Genomic DNA, 22,648 nt, shown 5'->3' with positions numbered 1-22,648 from the left:
TCAAGATAGGCGGATAAGATGACTATAATTGAAATAATCATAGTAGGCGCTCTTACGTTAACCGTACTCAGTTTTTTGTTATTTTTACTATCTATGTTTTTATTTATTCAAACAAGTAGAGAAATTAAAAAAATTGCAGGAAGACGTGCGAAAAATGCTAAGCATAAGCGGCAATTAGCTCGTAAACGAAAGCAGCTGAAGAGTGAAAAAAGAAACCAAAAACGTCTAGTTATTACGTTTTTAGCTACAGTATTTTTATTTGGCGCAGGTAGTATGCTAGGCTTGTATTATCAATCAATTGCATTAACCAAAGAAGATGAATCCTCTGTTGTCAAAGGTTATTTCTTATTGAATGATTTTGAGCAACAGTTAGAATCTGCCAAAACAGAAAGTGATAATAAAGAAAAAATTAATGGTAATATTCGTTACTTGGCAAGTGCCATCTCTAGTTATGGTGCCAAAAAGGCCAGCACCATTAATTCAGAAAAAGGTCAGCTGACCCTAAATCGTTATTATAAAGCGATGCAAGACATTGGAACAAATGCGATGCGGGTAACTGAGGAGTTATATGGTAATGAAGTCTTGGTAGAGGATTACCAAAAGGATATTCAACGTGTCCGCAACTATCAAAAACAGGTTTTTGAACTATATAAAGTCGACGAAGCTGAATTAAAGAATGCAAAAAGGTAACAGCTAAAGGACCGTGACATATGAGTAAAAATAAACAAACAAAAACGTCACTCAAAAAAGAACAGTCAAATGGTCGAGGCTCTAAACCAGTTTCTGTAAATAGAAAGAAAATGACGAGTTCTTCCAAAAAACAGAAACAGCAGAAAATCAGACATAAAAAGCTAATAAAGAAGCAAAAGCGTGTCCGTTTAGCGAAAGAGCTTATGTTAGCAGTAACATTATTGCTCGTATTACTTTATTTACAGTCGCTTTTCTTTTTTAGTTTTGCTAAAGTAAATAGTTATGCAATGAGTCCCACCTTGAAAATGGGCGAGTACGTGTTCATTGACAAAAATGCTCGCATTCAAAGGCAAGATATTCTTTTGATCAAGAGAGAAAATGCTCGAACGATTGAAATGAAGCGAGTGATTGGATTACCTAGTGAAAATGTCGAGTATAAAGAGGATCAGTTATATATTAATGGTGTAGAACGAAGTGAACCATATCTTGCTGCTGAAAAGACGTCTGCTGCTAATAGTGATTTTTTGTATACCAAAGACTTTACGCTGTTTGGATTGATGGGTACAACCGAATTGCCAGCAGACCGTTACTTTGTATTGGGTGATAATCGGTTATATTCTACAGATAGTCGCGATTATGGAACAATAAAAAAATCAGAGATAATCGGTATTGTGAGTTTTCAATTTTAATAGTAGAAGCAAAAAAGCAGAGCGAAAATCTTGAAAATGATTTTCGCTCTGCTTTCTTTTTTTTGAATGTAGGGGACAATTTGCTAACTTTAATCGCCGTTATAGTCAGCAAAACTGGGGCCACTACTACGGACTTTATTTTGTTCTGCTTCCTCTAATGCGGTAAATAAGGTACTGTCATTTAAAAAGGTATCCCAATCAGCAGACATCATGGCATTTAGTTCGTCGACAGAGCTGTGACCTAAAACGTCAGTATTTACGCCCTCATCGGTAACAAAATTTCCATGCTTATCATGTGTTGCTTTTTTTAGTGCGGCTAAATCATGTTTTTTACCAAATAATTTATCCCATTCTTCACGTAACGTATGAGCCATAGTAAGTCCCTCTTTCTAACGCTTTGTATGTCTCTATTTTATAATATTATTGAATTTATTGCTCAGATAAAGGTGTATCGTTAGAGCCAAAAAAACTAGGCTGTACTTTTCTCTTCTAACTGAAAAGTAAGCAACCTAGTTTTTTAATCACTGAATTTATGGATTTTGTGAGTTATTGGAGTTAGATGAGTTTTGTTTAAGTGCAGATTGATCGATGGTTAATTCTACATCCACACTTTGTTCTTTTCCATCACGGTAGAATGTCACTTTCATTTTATCGCCCACTTTTTTCTTGTAAAGAGCACTTTGTAAGTCAGTTACAGAGTCGATGTCTTTATCATCAATTTTAGTGATGACATCGTATCTTTCAAGGCCGGCTTTGTCAGCAGGTGTTGCTGTTTGAACAGAACGAACAAGGACGCCCATTTGTACAGTTTCAGGAAGTTTCAAGATTTCTTTTCTTTGTTGTGTGGAGACATTTGTTAATTCTTCCATTGTGATTCCCAAGGCTGGACGAGTTACTTTTCCTTCTTTTTCTAATTGGTTGATAATATTAACGACATCGTTACTTGGAATTGCAAAGCCCATTCCTTCAACACTGACTTGGCTTTCAGATTGAACGATTTTAACAGAGTTGATTCCGATTACTTGCCCTTCGATGTTGACTAAAGGACCTCCTGAGTTACCAGGGTTGATCGCTGCATCTGTTTGGATCGCATTGATATTGATTGCTTGACCGTTGTTTTCATTTTGGATATTTCTATTTAGTGAAGAAATGATCCCTTGAGTTACTGAGTTAGCATAAGCTGAACCTAATGGAGAACCGATCGCTAAAGCGGGTTCGCCGATTTTCAAGTTATCAGAATTACCAAATTCAGCAATTGAATCAACTTTGTCAGCAGAAATCTTGATTACAGCAAGGTCAGTATAAGAATCTGTTCCAACCAATTCACCTTCGACTTTAGTTCCATCATGCAAAACAACTTCTAAACCTTTCGCTTGGTCTACTACGTGATTATTTGTGACCACATAAGCTGTTTTACCATCTTTCTTGTAGATAACGCCACTACCTTCACTAGTAGCTTGTAAGTCACTACCATCAGACTCAGCGTTATTAGAGTCATTCCCTTCATTTCCACCAAAGATACTGCCAAAACCGCTAGCATCACTATTTTGACTTGGACTTTGCAAGTTGATCACTGAAACGACTGAATCTTTTACTTTATCAACTGCCTTTGTGACATCACTATTGACATCTAAACTAACATTAGTGACTTTTGTATCGCCCTTGTTATCTTTTACTGTACTAGTTGTTGTGGATGAATTAGATGAAGGAGCGTTTTGACCCATGATCGCATAAGCACCACCAAAAGCTAGCGCTCCTCCGAGTAACCCTCCAACTAAACCAATCCCCAATTTTTTGAATAAGCCATTTTGCTTTTTATCTGAATTAGGTGTAACATCTTTTTTTTGCATACAAGCAACCTCCTATTTAATTATCATTATTTGTTATATTTAGTATAGTCTTTCAAGACACCTTTAGTCTACCGAATAGCTTTGAATTTTTTATGAACAAGTTAGGGAGAAAAACAGATACAAATAATGAAAAAAGATTATTACTGGAATACTTATACACAATAAAGTGTGAAGAACTTTTGAAAAACAGAGGAAAACTCCTGTGAAAAAGTTATCCACAAAATGTGGATAATGTGGATAAATAAATGGGAATATGTGTTTGTATCTCAAAATACTATGAAATAAAGGATAATTCAGTGTAAAGTTGTGGATAAGTCTGTGCATATGTGTATAACTTTGTGGGAAAGTATGTGGAAGACTCAAAACATTCATGATAAAATTGTTAACAAGTGAAAGAATCAAACAGGAAGAGACGTGAAATCAATGAAAATAAAAATCATTACTGTGGGGAAGTTGAAAGAAAAATATTTAGTGCAAGGAATCAATGAATATTTAAAACGCCTGCAAAGTTATGCAAAAGTTGAGATTATTGAAGTAGCAGATGAAAAAGCACCAGAGAATTTAAGTGAAGCAGAGATGCTTCAGGTCAAAGGTAAAGAAGGCGAACGCATTTTAGCGAAAATTTCAGATCAGGATCATGTCTTTGTGCTGGCGATCAATGGGAAACAATTTAGTAGTGAGGAATTTTCTAAAGAAATCGAGCAATTAGGAATTAATGGTAAAAGTCAGTTGGCATTTGTGATCGGTGGTTCGCTTGGTTTAAGTGATGAGGTGTTGAAAAGAAGTCAGCAACAGATGTCATTTGGAAAGTTGACGTATCCACATCAGTTGATGCGGCTGGTTTTGGTGGAGCAGATCTATCGAGGATTTCGGATTATGCGGGGAGAACCGTATCATAAGTAGGGATATTTTTTGGAAAGGATGACTAATGGATAAACGGATATACAAGACGATGGAATATATTTCGTTTCACGATATGACTATCACAGATGCTTTATTTAAAAATCATGTACTCATAATTAAGCTTGATGGAGTATATTGCTTTTTAGAAAATAATAATGAGAAAGGTGTCTTTGTATCTAACGGTGAACAAAAATTAGTTATAACTGTTAGAAATATTTTGAATTGGCATGACTGGGAGAATGAACTTCAATGTACTGATGATTTCTCTGTTCTTAATGGTAAAACCTTTTTAGCTTTAGAAAGTAAGGAAGAAAAAAAGATCAAACTAATTTATAGTATAGGTGAAATTGAAATAGAGATCACAGAGATTTTTTCTGAAATACTACTTACGGATCTGTATTGGTATAGAGGATTGGATGATGAAGAGAGAAAATATATGAATCTGCCAATCTCCTCGTTACCGGTTTCATTTTTTTGAAGTTTGGTAAATATAGATGACTGTATTTTTTATTAAAGTTAAAAATAGAATTAGCTAATACATGTGTAAATAGGCTAGTTGGATCATAGGTTCAACTAGCCTATTTGATAGAGAGGAATACTTCTCTATTAAAAAATAAATTTATATTATAATTATAGATGTAAAGGAGTGTGGTATGGTTGAGTACAGATTATCCAGTAACAATAAAAGAGTTTTTTCAATGGTTAGATGATGGTGGGTTTAATCAGTTTGGAATTCACCTGAGTGAAAATACAAATCCAGAAGGATATGGAGTAAGAAGAGTTGGTTCACAACTTGAACTATTTTATTCTGAAAGAGGTCAGGTATATCCAGAAAAACAGTTTAATACTGAGAAAGAACTAGTTGGCTACTTAGCTGCAAAATTAGAGAAAAGTAATTGGGCTAGAACCCATTGTATTTCTGCTACAGAGAACAAGAATACCTCAGAAGTATTAGCTAAAGAACTGAATAAAATGAACATTAAGTTTGATCAGGAAGAGCTACCATATTCCGATGATGGAAGAATGTTTTACAGAACAATGGTGTACGGAACTGATATCAAGAAGGTAGAACATCTAAAACAGAAATACTATAATTAACATAATAAATATCGGAAATATTATCAAGAAGAAAATGTGAATTAGGCATAGGAGTAATGTAATGACAAAAACATTTGAAGATGAATTTATGGAATGGCAAGCAGATATGGTTGATATCGCTAAAGAATTTATTGAAGATCGAGCAGAAAAAATTTACTTATATGGTTCTATTGAAAATGGGGGGTATTCCTTTAATTTATTCTTTCAAATCCATGGTCAAATTGTAACCATGAATAAAGTCAATTCTGCAATAATTGAAGGGGAAAAAGAATATGATATATCTTCCGATAGAAAATGGGCTGTTCTGCGAATAGGGACTGAAGACTTACAAAAAATAGAAGAAGTTTGCAAGAAATATGAACAACCAGTATCGACACAATTCAAATTGTACTATGATGTGCATGAAAATAGTTTGAAAGCTAAATACAAGTATGATCCTATGTATTCTAATACTGATGACCTTCATAGTTCTGACATCTTTATGTCATGGTATGAAGAAGTAAAACAAGAAATAGAGGGAGAAAAGTAGAAGAGGAAGGAAATGATGAATAATAAACAAATGTTTTACGTGATATTATTAAACGTAATCACTTTTTTCTTACTCGTTTCATGTAAAAATTCTGAGAGTATTAAAGGAACTTGGCACGTACAAAATGACTCTGGTGAAATTTCAGAAATGACAATCACCGTAAATGATGTGAAGCTAGAAGTCAATTAAATCACTTCAGGTACGACTGAGGGCAAAAAATATTTTGAAATGGAAATAGGGAGAGTAGGGAGAGTGCATATTATTTTCCCAGAAAAAAAAGATGATACCATTGCTATTATGATTATTCCTAATACTAAAGAACCTTATTTACGCTATGCAATGAACAGAGAGAAACAACCTGATTATTCAAAATATGATGAAAAATATGTGAAGTAATATCTATTTGAATCATTAGATAAATTCTATAGAAGAGTTGTTTTTTTCAAGTGACCAAAATTCTGTCATACGGTATGGCATATGTGTTGAACCAAACATCATATATTATTGGGAGTATTCAAGAAAATTTTACCTAAGAAATTAATAATCATTTTGAAGAACGCAGGGGTCTACAAGATTTACTTAGCTGTTTTTCGATGATATTATGAGGAAGATTTTTACGTCAACATGTTTTCTTAACCCAAAATATTTAATCAAGTTACTAATAACTAATTGTATTTTATCAAAAAATAACTATATATTATATCTACGAAGATCAATCATCTTAAATGGTGGTTGGTCTATTTTTGTGTTTCAAGGAGGGAAATAAAATGTTTGATAACAAAGAAAATCGTTACATCACGAGAGGAGTGAATGAACAAGTACCAAAAGAAATCCAACTCTATTGCTGGCAATTAATCGACAAAAAAAGAAGCGAAGCAGAACCAGAATTAGACTACTAACAAATCTTTGAGTTCAATCCAGATAACCAACGCCAAGCAGTTGAAGTGATTCATCGACAATACTTCGATCATGAAGGATGGCATGATGACTCAACGTGGTTGATAAATAATATTTCGCTAACTATTAATTAATTAAAATGTTTTGACATTCATAAGGTTAGTCAAAGTTCAATGAAAATAGACTTAGAGGAAGTAGTCAAAACGATAATTTCATTTTTAGAAAATAATTGTTTAAGTAAAGTTTATATTGAATATGAGTAAACTTTAAAATAAAAAGGTACTAGACTTTCTGGTTAATAATGAATAATAAAGTTTTAACTAGGAAAGTTGTGAATCTCTAACGAAAGACTAACTATTGTGGAATCACATTTGGAAAAAGAAGAAATTAAAAAAACTATACAGGAGAATATTATTGAAATAAAAAAAGTTCATCTAAAAATATTTTGGAGCAATTAGAAACAGATTTTGCTGATAATAGTTCTTTTAAAGATGTAATTGTTAAACTATCGAAAACTTAATAAAAAAGTGTTTTATCGTAAGAGTGTTAATCAAGTGGCAAGCAGTAAGCTTGCTAATAGCTTAAATGTGTTGGCGTAAAAAAATCAAAAGAATACTTTAGTCTTAATAAATGCTTATCTGATGTGAAGTAAATTCGTTTAGAAATTTTAAATTATTGAAATAGAAATTAGGGTAATTGATTGTTTCTAATTACCCTAATTTTTTTATGAGTTGTTTCTAAAACCATAGAGAGTAAGGACTTTCTGCTTACGCGTAGAAGAAACATTTGTATAAATTTCAGTTGTAGAGATATTTGAATGTCCTAGAAGTTCTTGAATATCTCTTAAGTTTGCACCATTGTTTAATAATTGTGTTGCAAAACTATGACGTAAATAGTGAGGCGTAGACAAAGAATTAATTTGAGATAAATATCTATATTTTTTGTAGATATTTGAAATTCCAAAGATAGATAAGCGATTACCATATTTATTTAAGAAGAAAGAATCTTCATTGGGGGGAGGGGTATACTCTTTGCGACAAACTAAATAATCATTGATTATTTGTTTTGATATATCAGTGGTTAAAAAAAGTATTCTCTCTTTGTTATTTTTGCCATGAATAATTAAATCGCCATTATTATAGTCACTCAAATTGATATTACTGATTTCGCTAATTCGCAGACCTAAATTAATCATTATCTCGATGATTGCTTTATCTCTTAAGTGATCTCGTTTTTTTTTACTAGATGATGGCTGATAGTCATTAACGCTACTAGTTAATCGACGGAGTTCGAGCACACTTAGTGTTTTTGGCAATTTTTTTTCTTTACGTATAGCCATAGTAGGTAAAGCCGTGAGCTGTAAATTCTCTTTTTCAGTTAAAAAATTCCAAAACATTTTTATTGTAATCAATTTTCTTTTTTTAGTGTTGGACTTATAGTTGTTTGTTTGAATTAAAAAGTCAGTATAATTATCAAAACAATCATCAATAGTACCATTAGTTGGATCATAGTGATTCGTAAGTTGATTTAAATCAGTTGTATATGCGTGAATTGTTTTAGGCGAAAGGTTTTGCATTTTTTTATAAATAATAAATCTATTGATATAGTGTTTCATAGGTTCTCCTTATTAAAAAGTTGTTATTTTTTTACAACATATATGATATAATAAAACTACTAATAATACGCAATTATTTGGAGGTTTTAAAGTGGAAAACTTGAAAATTTTAGAACAGTTAAATAAAAACTATGCAACTTACGACAAAAACACCTTACCCTTGTGTGCAGCCGAAAATGTGATGTCTAATTTTTCAAAACTGCCATTATCATCTTCTATACAGGAACGATACATTATGGGGGGAACTCTAGATTTACAAATGGAACATAATTTTATGGAAAGTAGTTTATTATTTGATTACTATGAATTACTTTCAAAATTAGGTAAAGAATTATATGGCGCTGATTATACAGACGGACGAACATTAACAGGAATGAATGCCTTAACGACTGTATTGATGAGTGCTTTCAAAACAGGTGATAAAATATTAATAAGTGACGATGATGTTGGAGGTCATGGCTCAATTCCTTCTATTTGTAAACGATTAGGATTAGATGTAGATTTTCTTCCCTATGACTATGAATTATTTGATTTTGATTATTCTAAAATCAATCAAAAGATACAGAATGAACAAATTGCAGGTATCATTATTGGTCTTTCTGATGTACAATATCCACCAAAAATTGCACAACTTGAATTACAAGACACTATTTTAATTTATGACGCAACACAGACATTAGGGCTAATTGCTTATGATCCCCAACAAAATCCTTTACTGAGCATGCCAGAAGAAAATAAAATTATTTTATTAGGAGCAACCCATAAAACTATTCCTGGACCAAGTTGCGGTTTAGTAATGGCAAAAAATGTTTCTTTTGCTCAAAAAATTGATACTAAAATTAACCCAGTCTATATACGAAATGTTCAAATGCATCAAATATTAAGTTTAATTTATACATTGATTGAATTTCAAGTCCACGGTAAGGAATATATGACTCAAATGATCAAAAATACTCAATTATTAACGGATTTATTAGAACCTCATTTTGAACTACTAAAAAAAGGGAACTCTTACTCTAAAACACATCAGATTCATTTCTACGTTGATCCTGAATCTATTGATACTTTCTACAATAATGCTACTTTCCACTGTGTTACGCTAAATAAACGGATGAAAAAAATTTATCGTCATAGTGGTATTAGAATTGGTACACAAGAAATTACTCGTTATGGTTATGATGAAACAGATTTATCTAGAGTTGCTAACGTTTTAACTCTATTAAAAATAAAACAAAATTCAAAAACAGACAAAGAAATAGCTGCTCAGCTTCAATTATTAATTCAGAAAAAATCTATTCATTATTGCTTTTAAAATAATAAATGCTAAAATATATTTTTTCGTACAGATAAGCTCAAAATTTTAAAATCCCATGTAGCTGTTATAACTATGACTACTTCACGGGATTTTATTTATTCAAAACCATTACTTCATAGTTTCCTTCTTTACCTAACAATTAAATGTAAGCTATTCAAATTTTTGATAGACCATTCTTTTTCTATTAATTTTTTTTCAAAGTTTAGACCTCTAAAAGCTAGTTGTTCCAATACATTTAATTGAGCCTCCTGCTGATTTACCAGAGCATAAAGAACCAATTTGATATGAAGTTGATGAATATACATTTTAGTATCAACAGATTTTTTAAGAAGTTTTTTTAGTTCTTCAACATATTCTATTGTTTGATTTTTGTTTTCTTCATTTTGAGCGAGAGATAAAATTGTTCCCAATCTACAATAAATGTACAAGTTGATATCAGAAATATCTTCTGCATAGTTTTCTGCTCGAGCATAATAATCTATTGCGTCATCAAACTTCTCCTGTTCTCTAAACAAATCAGCTAATGAAAAATAAAAATCATAAATAATCCGATGACTGTGTTCTTTAAAATATTCAATAGACTCCTTTAAAACAGTCTCACTCTGAGGAAACTCTTTTTTCTGTCTCAAATACATTGAATAGTGACGATTTACACGATGATATAAATGTTCTAATTCGTTGGTATTTTGATTGAGTACACTATTAATCAAGTTAAAATACTTCGTATAAGAAAACTGCTTTGAATCAGAGTGCAACACCATATGTGAACAGATTAAGCCGTAAATTGATTTGACGTAAATCGTAGCAAATTGGAGAGGATTTTTAGCATAATTTTTTTCAACTGTATTCAGTAATTTAAAGTAATTTCTTGTTACAGCTTGGATATTTTCACCTTTATGACCTTCAATATGTGCTATTAATAACTTGTATTCTAAGTGGTATTCTTCTTTGATTTCTTCTGATAAAGTACTATTTTTAATGTTATTTACAAGTAGTTCAAGATCTTCAAGTGCGGTGTCGAATTGATTAACTAAATGAGAAAGATCCGCTCTCTTTAATAAAAAACGATAGTCCATATCAGTAATTGCCTGATTCACATGAAGTGTTCCGTAATCAACCGTCAATTCATTAAAGAAATCGTCAGCAGCTGAGTATTGGCCGATTCCCATTAAACTAAAAAGATTCCCATACGTAAAGTAAGTAGCTAATTGCTGATTAATAGCTGACTTATTAGACAGGCTATCAAAAAGCTGAAAATTATTTAATAATCTATCATATGAATCAAACTTCAAAAGACGTTCGTACGTATTTATGACAAATTCGCTTTCTTTATTTATTGTCTCAACATCTGAGCATAGTAAATGCGATAATGCGCGGTTACTATCCGTATTTTTATATTTTTCGAATTCTTTTTTATGTATTTTTCGATAAGTCTCTTTATCACGACAATCAAATACGTAATGAAATCCATGTTCGATTACTTTATGAATAGTTACTTTATTATTATTAAAACTATCATTGATAAGATGCTTTTCACGTAATCGGTTTAGATCTGATTTATTGAATGTAAGATCATGAATATCAGAGGAATAATTAAAAATACAACGAACAATTAATTCACGAAATAAATAATATTGTGATTCTTCTTCATATAATAATGATTCCAGAAGGCTAAATAAATAACAATTCTTGTCTGCTAAATCTCTTTCTGACTGAATATTTTGTATAACTAAATCAATAATTACGGGTAATCCTGAGCTAACATTCAGAATTGCATCTGCATCAATATCCGTTTCAGCACAAGATAATTTTTTCATTATTTCTTTGATTTCTATTGCTGTAAAATACCTGTCTCCTATAAAAAAATTGGTAGCAGTAACTTGTGTTGGATGCAAAGGCTCCTCTGAAATAATGACAAATCTCGTTTTATTCATTTCCAATTCTTTTAACAGCAGTTCAATTTTCCGTCTCTGTTCAGCATCGCTTCTAAGGCTATCAATAACAAAAATAATATTCTGCGTTCCAATTTTCATGAAGAGGCTTAAAACGTCGGAAACAGTGTGGATATCTTCTTTAGCGGATTTATTTACTTCTTCTATGACTAGTTCCTCTAAATCTCGTTCAAAACTTGCAGAAATATAAAATGCTAGAATATCGTTGTTTGGAGTTAAGTTTTTGTAGTTATCCTCTAATTTATCAGAGTTGTTAAGTATCGATACTAATTGCTTTGCTAGATAAGTTTTTCCAATACCACTTTGCCCATAAATATTGATATTTCTTTTCTCGTTTAACCAATTAATAATCCTTGTTAATTCATTTGTCCGATCAACAAATACAAGATTTATAGGAGATTTTGGGTTGATTTCGATATAGTTACGATTAATCAACAAAACGACTGCTTCGTAGCATCCTAATAAAGTTAAAATAGCAGTAATTATCATGGTATATAATGTTTTTGGTGTGTTAAGAATCCCTTTTATACCTGATTCTTTAAAAATATATATAAGATATATCAAAGTTACTACCAGTATAAGAAAAAGAAGGACTTTTACTGGTTTGGAAATTGAATGAAATATTGAGCTTACTTTTCTTTTCATTAAAAGGGAAAACCTCCAAATAATTGCGTATTATTTGGAGGTTTTAAATCAGTATAGATTTGAGGGGATATCCATTCACTTAGGACACTCAGAGAAGTATCACAAGTGATTTTCTCAAAAGAGAGGGTTTAAAGTTATATAAGCTAGCTTGTCGAAACCTCATATCGAGAGAAGATCAATGATTTTCATGTCATCATTGATGAGTTTATAATCAATTAAAATATTAGATATGATGATACTAGCCTATATTAGATTCGCAAAATTCTTCATTATGATAGACTTCTCCCAATATCATCCCCTTCCGATACGCAGAACCGTATCATAAGTAGGGATATTTTTTTAGTTGTTCTCTTTAATCTGTATGAAGATCAATTATTCTAAATAATAGTTGGTCTTTTTTTATATCTAAAAGTACCTAGTGTGATAAAAAATACCTTCAAAACTAAAGATGAAGTTTTGAAGGTATTTTAGCTATAGTTACTTTTTATACTTAGCAAGAAACTTAATTATTATTATCCTAGTTCTTGATTCTTTTGATAGCCAATCGTCCAAGTTAATCCAAAAGATACTCCAAATGCTACAAGATTAACTAAAATGTAAAGTGGTAATTGCTCATTAAGATACAACAATGTCCCTGGAATTCCTGTAAGAGCCATACCGCTAGCTCTCAATTTAAAAATAGAAGCTAGAAATCCACCAACGCCTCCACCGATCATCGACATGATAAATGGCTTAACTAAACGCAACGTAACGCCAAAAACTGCTGGTTCAGTAATTCCTAGAGTTGCTGATAGGGCGGATGGATAGGCAATTTGCTTCATCTTAGGCGAAGTAGATTTCATAGCAACTGCTAATACTGCCCCTGCTTGTGCGATGTTTCCACAGGTACCAATTGGATTTAAGTAATTCCAACCATCTTGTCCCAACATACTAATCTCTAAAAAGTTAAGAACATGATGAATACCAAAAATTCCCAACAATTGTCCAAAACTACCGTAGATTAAGCCGCCAATTCCAAGAGGAAGATTTAATAGAAACTCTACTCCGTGTAAAACACCTATTTCCACTTCATGAAAAATAGGTCCAATAATAAACAGTGCAAGCGTAAGGCCAGTTAATAGTGTTAAGAATGGTGTCAAAATTAAATCTAATGAATCAGGAATTCGTTTTCTCAAGAATAGTTCAATTTTAGAGCCTAAAATTCCAGTTACAAAGGCAGGTAATACCGAACCTTGATAACCAACAACTTTGATAAATCCCAAAAATACTAGTGGTTTGGCTGTTTGCTGTCCTACTTCATACGCATTTGGCAGTACTGAACTTACCAGCATTAATCCTAAAACAATCCCTAGAATGGGTGTTCCACCAAATATTCTAAAAGTAGACCAAGCTACTAAGGCAGGTAAAAAAGCAAACGCCGTATCCGTTAAAATCTGAGTGAACATCAGAAATTGTTGTGGGATGTCATCTGGCGTGAGTCCGATGACACCTAAAACTGCTTCTTGTGTGAACAATCCTCGCAGTCCCATAAATAAACCAGTAGCTACCAAAACTGGAATAATTGGAACAAAAACGTCCCCAAATATTCTGATTGCTCGCTGGAAAGTTATCTTTTGTTTCACTGTAGAATCCTCAGAAATGTTTCTCCTAGAACCGTCGATCAGCGGAATGAACTCGTCGTATACCTTGTTCACTAACCCTGTACCTAAAATGACTTGATATTGACCTGAATTGAAGAAACTACCCTTTACTTTATCAATATTTTCTACGCCCTTAATATCAATTTTATCTTTATCATTAACGATAATTCTAAGTCTCGTCGCACAGTGTGTCACCGATTGAACATTTTCATTTCCGCCAACTAGTTCTAAAATTTGTATTGCGATATCTTTGTTATTCATTCGTTATCCTCCTCAATAATTATAAAACATAACTGATCCGTTGTGACCTAAATTCTGATAATATGCATCTCTATTGAAATGATTGCTAAATGTTCTCATTGAAAAAACGTATTCTCCATCATTGATAAATATTTCCATCGTTGAATTATCATTAAAAATCTGAAGTTTAAAAAGTGAGCTTATCTCAAATTCCTTCGATTCGCATTCTCCTGAAACCCAATTAATTCGGCTAATTTCTAATCGTCCATTAGTATAGTTAATCGAATTCATATCTGAATTTAAGGTGATTGAAAAGTGATTGATCCATTCAGTAAAGTCAATCATTATCTCATATGTGTTGTTTTGATTTTTGATCAAATGACAACTGTTTTTATATTCTCTTTTTTCTTTTCGTAGTACTTGATACTCTTCTAAAGGTAATTGGTAAAGGCAATCGTTTTTCCACTTCAACTCTCTTGGCATTGTTAAGCAATGTATATACCCATCTGTAACAGTCGGACAACAAGCTTCTTCTTCCTCTTCCATTCGAGACATCCAAGCGGTTAGAATACGCCGTCCTTTGTCATCTTCAAACGTTTGTGCAGCGTAGAAATCAAACCCATAGTCTAATTTTTGAATCTCTTCTTTTGCGACAAATTTCTTTTTTTTGTAGTCCACTTTCCCAACTAAATATCCCGCATAACTAGACAGTGATAAGTCAGTATCTTCAATAGGGGTTCTTTTTTGAGGACATAAGGTTAATATATCCACATCATGACTTAAAGAAAATACATCCGGACACTCACACATCTGATCCAATGATTGATCTGAATAAAACTCACCTTGAAATTGCCAATTACTCAAATTACTCGATTCAAATAATGTGATAGCGCCTATATTTTCTTCCGACTGTGCTCCTACAATCATCCACCATTTACCGTTCTTTTCCCAAACCTTAGGATCACGATGATGCTCAGTAAAACCAACTGGGGTTTCGATAGCTTGTTCCTTCTTAATAAAGGTTTTTCCATCTTCAGAATAAGCAATTTTTTGATAGCTTCTTCTTTTCCCATACTTTTTACTATTTCCAGTGTAGAAAAGATACATTACTCCATCTTTTTCCACAGCACTTCCCGAATAGATGCCATCTTTATCACTCGCTAAATCCGGTAAAATAGCAGATCCTTGGTTTTCCCATGTTACTAAATCTTTTGAAATAAATAATCCCCACTCTTTATAAGAGTGATTAGTTTCAAATCGATTCCATTGATGAAAAAAATAATATTTCCCTTTAAACTGGATCAATCCATTAGGATCATTTAATAATCCTTTTGCCGGCTCTATATGGAAAGAATTCCTATATTTATTCTCCAAATTCTATAAACCCTCCTTAAAATAGTTTTCATTAATGCGTTTTCATAACCTTGGTTGATGAAATCTTAACATCCTTTATTACATTTCGAATATGGAAAAAGTTAATGGATATATGGGAATTTCTAAGATAGACATTGTTTGTTAAGCGTTCCCATGTATAATAAGTACATGAATAATAATTTGAGAGAATATACAGATAAATTTACTGACTTTTCGAAAAAGAGTATATCAGACTTCATTTTGTACAACAGCGGGATTGAATATTGTGAACCTAATTATAGTTATGGTCCCAAAAGAAGAGACTATCATTTTATTCACTTTGTAAAGGAGGGCAAGGGGCTGTTAGAAATAGAAAATCAGCAAATTGAAGTTCATGAGAATCAACTCTTCATCGTTCCTGCAAACGTCGTTTCAACTTACACAGCAAATAAACAAGACCCTTGGAAGTACTCATGGATTGGTTTTACCGGGATAGAATCAGTAAATTTTGTTCAAACGTTGATTAAATCGAGCACATCTGGTTTTGTCATGGATTGTTCAGATGCTTCTTTTTATGAAAAAAGAATTGAAGAAATTATTGAACTAAATCAAAATACACTTGCTTCATACTTTAGAATTAATGGTATTATGTATGACATTGTCGGTACCCTTTTAGGAGAATGCGGGATAGAAGCTGTGAATAATCATGAAACCTCACCTTCATTTCAAGCAATGAGATATATGGAGCTACATTATCATGATGATATTCAAATTTCTGATATAGCCTATTCCGTAGGTATCCATCCTAATTACTTATCCGCAATGTTTAAAGAAGAAATCGGCATTTCACCCAAGAAATATTTAACTAACTTAAAGATCAATAAGGCAAAAAAATTACTGACGGAAAGTGATGACCCAATTAACTTAATTGCAGGCTCTGTTGGCTTTACTGACGCACTTTCCTTCTCCAAATTTTTTAGAAAAGAACTGGGACTCTCTCCTACAAAATACAGAAAGGATCACAACTAATCATGCAGGAACTCATTCGCTTCAACTCAGAAAATAATATGTTTACTTTATCGAATAATCATATTACTTATATTATGGAAATTGTTGAACACTCATACTTAGTTCATCGTTATTGGGGTAAAAAATTAGCAGGCTATCATTTTAGCAATCGACCACTTTTGAATAAAAGAACCTTTGCAGCGACACCTAACAATGAGAAGCCTGAAATATCTCCGGAATTTCTACCATTCGAGCTACCTTTTTCTCACCAAGGAGATTACAGAAGTTCTGCTATACAGATACAGCAAGAAAATGCCGATGAGATTACTAGATTTTGCTACAAGAGCTATGAAATCCAAAATGGGGTAATTGAATTAACAGATTTACCTCATGCTAGAAACACTGACGAACAAGCTCAAACCCTGATTATTTATTTATATGATCAGATTGCTGAAATCGAGCTGGCTTTGTATTATACAATTTTTGAAGATTCACCTGTGATCGTCCGTTCATCCAGAGTAAAAAATGTTGGCACTCAGTCTCTAAAAGTAACTAAATTATTGAGTGCTTCAATTGATACTAGATATGATCAACAGCTTGCTACGACTTTCTACGGTACTCATCAGAAAGAATTTCAGTTGAATCGTAGCAAGATTCAACATGGCTTATTTAAAATTGGAAGTTCCAGAGGGGCGAGTGGCCCACAATATCCGCCGTTTATTGCTTTATCAAAAGATGCAAACGAATTTCAAGGGGAAGTCTATGCAATCACATTGATTTATAGTGGTAATCACGAGATTGCTTTAGAAAGAGACCAATACAATCATTTGCGAATACAAATTGGTTTAAATAGTGAGACTTTTTCATGGAGATTAGAGGCTGGAGAAACTTTCTATAGCCCTCAAGCACTTCTATCATACAGCGATCAAGGATTTAACGGCAGTTCTCAAAGTTTCCATCAATTCTTCACTAATCATTTAATTCATCCTGCTTGGAAAAGTAAAGATCGCCCTATTCTTATTAATAGTTGGGAAATGACTTATTATGATGTGAATGACAAATTGATAAGAAAATTGATTGATGCTGCTAGTGATTTAGGTTTTGAAACGGTAGTATTAGACGACGGTTGGTATGGACAGAGAAATAGCAGTAAAACATCTTTAGGTGATTGGAGTGTAGACACAGAAAAATTTCCCGAGGGGATCAAACCATTGGTTGATTACGCAAAACAAAAGAATGTTGGATTTGGTATTTGGTTTGAACCTGAAATGATTTCTCCAAATACGGAATTAATTCAAAAACATCCCGACTGGGTCATGAGAAGTAAAAACTACGAGCCGTTGCTTGGTAGAAGTCAGTATGTATTGGATCTTACAAACGTTGACGTCCAAGAATTTATTATCATAACATTATTAAAGGCAATCACTGAATGGGGTGTAAATTATATTAAATGGGATATGAATAGGCATATGACGGACCCTTTTTCGCAGAGCCAAACTTTTGAATCTTCCGAATATAGTCATCGTTACATGATAGGTTTTTACCGCATTGTCAACGAGCTAACGAATGCTTACCCTGAGGTTCTTTTTGAGAATTGTTCTAGTGGTGGAGGTAGGTTAGATCCAGGAATGCTCTTTTATTTTCCACAAACATGGATCAGTGATAATACCGACGGTTTAGATAGGCAGCAAATTCAATATGGTGCTAGTTACTTATTTCCGATTTCATCTATAACAGGTCATGTTTCTGATGTACCTAATCATCAAACAAATCGTGTCGTCTCCTTTAAAACCAGAGCAGCTCTGGCTTCCTCCACAAATATGGGCTATGAAATGGATATTATTCAGATGTCAAACGAGGAAAAAAAATCCATTCGTAAACATTTGAAAGACTACAAACAGGAAAGAGCACTTATTATGAAAGGAACTTTTTATAGGCTGCACTCTCCTTTTGAGAGCAATACTTGTGTTTGGATGTTCGCGAATAAAAAACAAGCCATTATTTATGTATTCCGCAATGTGTATCAAGTATATGATTTGAGCTTATTAATCAAAATCCCTGCTCTTGATAGTCAAAGTCTTTACCAAGAGCAAAGGACCAAGCAAGTGTACTCAGGTTCAGAGTTAGCAAACTGCGGTCTAGCTTTGGAAAATACCAAAGGTGATATTATTGTTCAGAAGATAAATTTGAAAAAATTAGAAGAGTAACGTTTTAGGATCTGGAATCAAAGTTAAGCTGATATATAAGATAAAAAAGTATTTTTATTTATGTTTTGAAATAAATACGTAATTGTAGCCACTAAAAAATACTATATAGTTTTGGTGGCTTTTTTACTTCTGCAAGTGAAGGTACTCAAAGATGTTCAAAGTATCTGTCTTATGTTATTAAAAATAACTATACATTATACCTGTGAAGACCAATCATCGCTACTCGGTGATTGATCTATTTTTGTGCATCAAGAGGGAATTAGAATAATTGATAATAGGGGAGGGCTCTGTATCACGAAGGAAGTGAATGAGTAAATTATAAGGAGAAGATGGTAGGTTATCAATGAAAAAGTAAGTTGGCAGAAATGAAACTGAGCTACTTACAAATCAATGGATTTAATCAAGGAAATCAATGCTAAACAATTATGTGTAGTCATCAATATGAAAAATCATTTTTATTATTGTGATTGTCCAATCTAAAAGAATAGACTTGGATCTCAAATTAAAATTTAATATTAGACGTTACTTAATTAAAACAACCCTTGCATCAAAAAAAGATACAAGAGTCTACTTATGAATTGGCTAAACAGCTATCTCAGATAATTGCGGTTTAATCAAATTAAACATTAACCCAAATAAAAACAGAAATAGCAACCGCAGTAGCAACTGTAATCATGGCAATACCTCCTTTCAATAATAGGATATTTCAAACATTTTATATGTAATAATGTGCTATGATTATACAAAAGGAAGTGAAACTAGAATGAATGTAGAAGAAGCACTTTATTTTTTTAGAAAAAATAGAAATTTAAAGCAAAAAGATATACTTACCTATACAGATACTTCCGTCTATTCCAAAATCGAGACAGGAAAAAAAGTATTAAGATTTTCTGAACTAAGAGATATTTTAGAACGCTTCTCTGTTCCACTAGAAGAATTTTCAGAATATTTAGAAGACAGTATGGAACAAAAAAAGTTTCGTAAATTATTTAGACAATGTGCGAATAGTCCAATAGATGAATCCAATAAAAAGAAGTTACTTAACTACTACAACCAATTAACATTTTCTAAAGAAATGCATCTTAGAGAAATGGCAAATTTTATCGGGATAAAAACATTGTTCTCCAATTTTTGGAAAGAAATTTCTCCTGTAAGCCAAGAAGAATTAAACCAAATCTATGAACTTCTCATGGAAAAAGAGTATTTTTTTCAGTATGATTACGCTGTATTATCCAATACAATTTTTCTATTTAACAATAAGCAAATCAAGCACCTAGCTAAAAAAGCGTTGCCTGTTAAAGATATTGAAGTCAGAAATGTGGAGACAACAGAATTTATAAAAAACATGATTAACAATTTAATCACAACGTTACTACGCAAAAAAGAATATGAGGCAAGTCGTTATTATTTAAGATTAGCCGCTACAAAAGAAGGCAATCTTACGTTTGATTACAAATTAGTTATTCAGTACTTGGATAATTTAACAAGCTATTTAATTACTGGTGACGATTGTTATAAAGAAAATATTTACGACTATATCCACTTATTAACGAAGCTTGGAGAACGGAATTTTGCGAAAAGTATTGAGCGAGAAGTTCACTCGATCCTTTCAGAAAGCAAAGATATTCCGATCTTTATTCAAGCTGATCTGTAACCTATATTCGGATAGAAAAACCATCAACCATTATTAGCATACCACATTATTTATAGTCTTTTCACTCAAATTGTAAATAATGTTAGTTTTATAGTCATACGCTGTTTTATTTCTCATGAGAAATTACTTTTTACCAAATGGTCTGTATTCTTACTCTTTATTTTGTTAAACTATACTTATTGGAAAATAATAAGAGAGTAAACTAAACGAAGGAGTTCTTCAGTATCAGAAACAAAAAAACAATTCACAACTTGTCAAGGAACTTTACTGAGTGTCTGACAGACGCTTTTCAGCTAAATTTATCAAGTAAAAGCTTGTATTTAATAGGGGCTACAGACGCTACTGTAGTTAATCAGGATTATGTCTACCTAGATGTTTTAATAACATTACTTTTAAATTTTAGATACAGTTATTACATGGTTTTATGAATTAAATGACTATGTTATAGTTAGCTTACTCTTACTTTAAGGAGAAAAAGATGAAAAGAAAAACTCTCATAGCGTTAGGTATAATCATTTTAGTAGTCATTGGAGGAGCATGGTATATGAAAAAAGAAAAAGATTTAGCAGAATTACATGATATTCAAACAGATTTAGCTAATTATTTGTATAATAATTATCAACTATATACAAGAGATAAAAAAAAAGTGGCTATAATTTATCAAGAGTTTGACAAAGGAAAAGGAACTATAACTGAGCAAGAATACTTTGATAAATTAGATAACATCAAAGAATACTCTGATATACAAAAGATAGAATTTACAGGGTTTTCTGTCGGACCAATGAAAGGATTGGATGTATCATATGTCATTAACGATGTATATGAAAACGAGACAACACTTGATACTAAACTATTTGAAACAGGTGAATGGATTTATCAGGTAGGAAGTCATTCCGGTGAGGGACCTTATTATTTAGAGAAGAAAAACAAGCCGTCAGACTTACCTCTACCTGAAACATTGATTATTTATTATCATGGAGGTATTAAGTAATGGATCAAAATAGAATTCTTTCTAAAAACGTTTATGGTGTTGAAAAAAATGAAATTCGAGAAAATACACGGATAAAGAACACTGATTACATTGTTTTGGATACCATTGATACAAACAAAGATAGTTTGAAGATAGACCAGGCACCTCGAAAGAATAGTATGCAGGCTATGGCTGTAGCTGAAATCAAAGACGAATATAAAAATAAAGAGAATCCCGATTTAAAAAATGTACCTGGTTATCCCGAGTCAGTCGTAAAAAAAGACGTCACAATTGTTTATGCAGGGACATCAAGTAAACGAGATTGGCAAACAAACGTTGGTGAAATTTTTCTAGGCGCAAAAGCTCCTGAAGGGGCTTTTGGTACCTCTGTAGAATATGCCAGAGAAATTGAACGGAAATATCCAAAAAAAGACGGCTTTACCATCGGTACGTCTGGACATTCATTAGGTGGGGCAGAAGCCATTTATGTTGCAGTGCTACTAGGATACAATGCGTTTACGTATGGTGCTGCTGGATCAGGTTTAACGGATGAACAGATTAAACAGTATAAAGGAACGATTGTGAATCTTTTCGATACAACGGATGCCGTGACAAGTGGTGTGTTGACAGACGGACGGAAAAAAATCCCTTTTTTGAGTATCGGTATCGATAACCCTTGGTGGAGAACAGCCGGACATTCATTAGATCAATTTCAAGTAGATAAAAAAGGGAATTATATTAACAAATACGGCGATATCGTGGTTTATTCAGATTTGAATGGCGGTATTTCGATTGAACAAACTCTTTTAGTGCAAAGCATCGTTGAAAATAAGATGCAAATGCGCAGATTAGAACATTATGGCGTAGACAAAATGGGTGGTAAAAAAGAGTATCAACGCTTAAAAAAAGAAAATGAGTGGCTTCAAACTCAAATCAATAGTTTTACCAAATTAAATGTCTTACGTAAAAAATTAACCGCTAGTGGTGGCGGTTTATCTGGAAATGAACAAATCTATTTAGACGATAGCCAAGCGCTAACTATTGTAAAGCTTGCATCTTCAAAATTCGACATGGCAATGGAGAACGTCGTAAAGCTCTATAAAGATGCCGTTAGGGAATTAGAAGAAATGTGGCAAGAAGGACGTTCAACGATTCAAAGTAATTGTCCTGACTTATCTTATGGTGAAGTTTTAGATGCTATGCAGGCAATGGGTTGTACGGAACAAACAATGGTGACGATCCCTTCACAAAAATTTCAAGAAAAACTAAGTTTAGCATATCAAATGAGTAGTAAATTTAGTACCCTAACCAAAGATATTACTGCAAAAATAGGTGAATTAGTTCAACGAGACCAAGAATTAGCGAAACAACTCGCCTAAAAAAGGGAGAGATA

The 22,648-nt window shown here is 32.5% G+C and carries 21 protein-coding genes; 15 read left to right on the top strand and 6 right to left on the bottom strand.

From position 1 onward, the window contains the following. Positions 1–18 precede the first annotated feature (18 nt). Both RV15_RS13860 and lepB read left to right on the top strand, forming a co-directional pair. Positions 19–690 carry a hypothetical protein gene (locus RV15_RS13860; RefSeq protein WP_071878613.1) on the top strand — a complete coding sequence of 224 codons (672 nt, stop codon included), beginning with the start codon at positions 19–21 and terminating at the stop codon, positions 688–690. 20 nt (positions 691–710) lie between these two features. Continuing rightward, a complete protein-coding gene (lepB, locus tag RV15_RS13855) occupies positions 711–1,379 on the top strand; it encodes a signal peptidase I (protein WP_083429191.1) in 669 nt (222 codons plus the stop codon). Positions 1,380–1,468: 89 nt separating this feature from the next. On the opposite strand, the gene RV15_RS13850 is transcribed toward lepB, so the two are convergent. Then, the gene (locus tag RV15_RS13850) at positions 1,469–1,753 is read right to left on the bottom strand and encodes a hypothetical protein (RefSeq protein WP_071878612.1); all 285 of its coding nucleotides are present in this window, start codon (positions 1,751–1,753) and stop codon (positions 1,469–1,471) included. A 156-nt stretch (positions 1,754–1,909) separates the two neighbouring features. After that, entirely contained in the window at positions 1,910–3,229 is a 1,320-nt protein-coding gene (locus RV15_RS13845) for a S1C family serine protease (protein WP_071878611.1), read from the bottom strand. 423 nt (positions 3,230–3,652) lie between these two features. On the opposite strand from RV15_RS13845, the gene rlmH reads away from it, so the two are divergent. From rlmH to RV15_RS19000, 7 genes are all read left to right on the top strand, one after another. Then, entirely contained in the window at positions 3,653–4,132 is a 480-nt protein-coding gene (gene rlmH, locus RV15_RS13840) for a 23S rRNA (pseudouridine(1915)-N(3))-methyltransferase RlmH (protein WP_025871947.1), read from the top strand. Positions 4,133–4,181: 49 nt separating this feature from the next. After that, the gene (locus RV15_RS13835) at positions 4,182–4,610 is read left to right on the top strand and encodes a hypothetical protein (RefSeq protein WP_245791383.1); all 429 of its coding nucleotides are present in this window, start codon (positions 4,182–4,184) and stop codon (positions 4,608–4,610) included. A gap of 179 nt (positions 4,611–4,789) precedes the next feature. Continuing rightward, entirely contained in the window at positions 4,790–5,230 is a 441-nt protein-coding gene (locus tag RV15_RS13830; protein WP_071878609.1) for a hypothetical protein, read from the top strand. A gap of 61 nt (positions 5,231–5,291) precedes the next feature. Then, positions 5,292–5,759 (top strand): hypothetical protein, encoded by a 468-nt coding sequence (locus tag RV15_RS13825; RefSeq protein WP_071878608.1) that lies wholly within the window; start codon positions 5,292–5,294, stop codon positions 5,757–5,759. 15 nt (positions 5,760–5,774) lie between these two features. Then, positions 5,775–5,948 carry a hypothetical protein gene (locus RV15_RS18775; RefSeq protein WP_167364107.1) on the top strand — a complete coding sequence of 58 codons (174 nt, stop codon included), beginning with the start codon at positions 5,775–5,777 and terminating at the stop codon, positions 5,946–5,948. 63 nt (positions 5,949–6,011) lie between these two features. After that, complete coding sequence (locus RV15_RS18770; protein WP_157804692.1) at positions 6,012–6,155, top strand: hypothetical protein; 144 nt, start codon at positions 6,012–6,014, stop codon at positions 6,153–6,155. Positions 6,156–6,526: 371 nt separating this feature from the next. Next, entirely contained in the window at positions 6,527–6,658 is a 132-nt protein-coding gene (locus RV15_RS19000; RefSeq protein WP_245791382.1) for a DUF960 family protein, read from the top strand. Between the two features lie 722 nt (positions 6,659–7,380). Here the strand turns inward: RV15_RS19000 and RV15_RS13815 are convergent. Further along, positions 7,381–8,271, bottom strand: coding sequence for a tyrosine-type recombinase/integrase (locus RV15_RS13815; protein WP_071878607.1), 891 nt, complete (start codon positions 8,269–8,271; stop codon positions 7,381–7,383). A gap of 91 nt (positions 8,272–8,362) precedes the next feature. Between RV15_RS13815 and RV15_RS13810 the strand changes: the two genes are divergently transcribed. After that, on the top strand, positions 8,363–9,583 hold the full coding sequence (locus tag RV15_RS13810) for a PLP-dependent aminotransferase family protein (protein WP_071878606.1): 1,221 nt from the start codon (positions 8,363–8,365) through the stop codon (positions 9,581–9,583). 131 nt (positions 9,584–9,714) lie between these two features. On the opposite strand, the gene RV15_RS13805 is transcribed toward RV15_RS13810, so the two are convergent. The 3 genes from RV15_RS13805 to RV15_RS13795 all read right to left on the bottom strand — a co-directional run bounded on the left by RV15_RS13805 (position 9,715) and on the right by RV15_RS13795 (position 15,437). Next, entirely contained in the window at positions 9,715–12,183 is a 2,469-nt protein-coding gene (locus tag RV15_RS13805; protein WP_071878605.1) for an ATP-binding protein, read from the bottom strand. Between the two features lie 512 nt (positions 12,184–12,695). Beyond that, the gene (locus RV15_RS13800) at positions 12,696–14,084 is read right to left on the bottom strand and encodes a PTS transporter subunit EIIC (RefSeq protein WP_071878604.1); all 1,389 of its coding nucleotides are present in this window, start codon (positions 14,082–14,084) and stop codon (positions 12,696–12,698) included. Positions 14,085–14,096: 12 nt separating this feature from the next. After that, positions 14,097–15,437, bottom strand: coding sequence for a glycoside hydrolase family 32 protein (locus RV15_RS13795; protein WP_071878603.1), 1,341 nt, complete (start codon positions 15,435–15,437; stop codon positions 14,097–14,099). Positions 15,438–15,605: 168 nt separating this feature from the next. On the opposite strand from RV15_RS13795, the gene RV15_RS13790 reads away from it, so the two are divergent. The 5 genes from RV15_RS13790 to RV15_RS13770 all read left to right on the top strand — a co-directional run bounded on the left by RV15_RS13790 (position 15,606) and on the right by RV15_RS13770 (position 22,634). Then, on the top strand, positions 15,606–16,445 hold the full coding sequence (locus RV15_RS13790; RefSeq protein WP_071878626.1) for an AraC family transcriptional regulator: 840 nt from the start codon (positions 15,606–15,608) through the stop codon (positions 16,443–16,445). 74 nt (positions 16,446–16,519) lie between these two features. Then, the gene (locus tag RV15_RS13785; RefSeq protein ID WP_083429192.1) at positions 16,520–18,631 is read left to right on the top strand and encodes an alpha-galactosidase; all 2,112 of its coding nucleotides are present in this window, start codon (positions 16,520–16,522) and stop codon (positions 18,629–18,631) included. Positions 18,632–19,394: 763 nt separating this feature from the next. Further along, positions 19,395–20,285, top strand: a complete 891-nt coding sequence (locus RV15_RS13780) for a helix-turn-helix domain-containing protein (protein ID WP_071878601.1) — start codon at positions 19,395–19,397, stop codon at positions 20,283–20,285. A gap of 478 nt (positions 20,286–20,763) precedes the next feature. Beyond that, the gene (locus RV15_RS13775) at positions 20,764–21,276 is read left to right on the top strand and encodes a hypothetical protein (RefSeq protein ID WP_071878600.1); all 513 of its coding nucleotides are present in this window, start codon (positions 20,764–20,766) and stop codon (positions 21,274–21,276) included. Beyond that, positions 21,276–22,634 carry a Tle-like phospholipase domain-containing protein gene (locus tag RV15_RS13770; RefSeq protein ID WP_071878599.1) on the top strand — a complete coding sequence of 453 codons (1,359 nt, stop codon included), beginning with the start codon at positions 21,276–21,278 and terminating at the stop codon, positions 22,632–22,634. Before RV15_RS13775 ends, RV15_RS13770 begins: the two co-directional genes overlap by 1 nt. Positions 22,635–22,648 lie beyond the last annotated feature (14 nt).

The organism is Enterococcus silesiacus, assembly GCF_001886225.1.
Taxonomy (GTDB): domain Bacteria; phylum Bacillota; class Bacilli; order Lactobacillales; family Enterococcaceae; genus Enterococcus_L; species Enterococcus_L silesiacus.
Note: the sequence above shows the minus strand (reverse complement) of the source record. Positions and strands in the feature narration are given on the sequence as shown.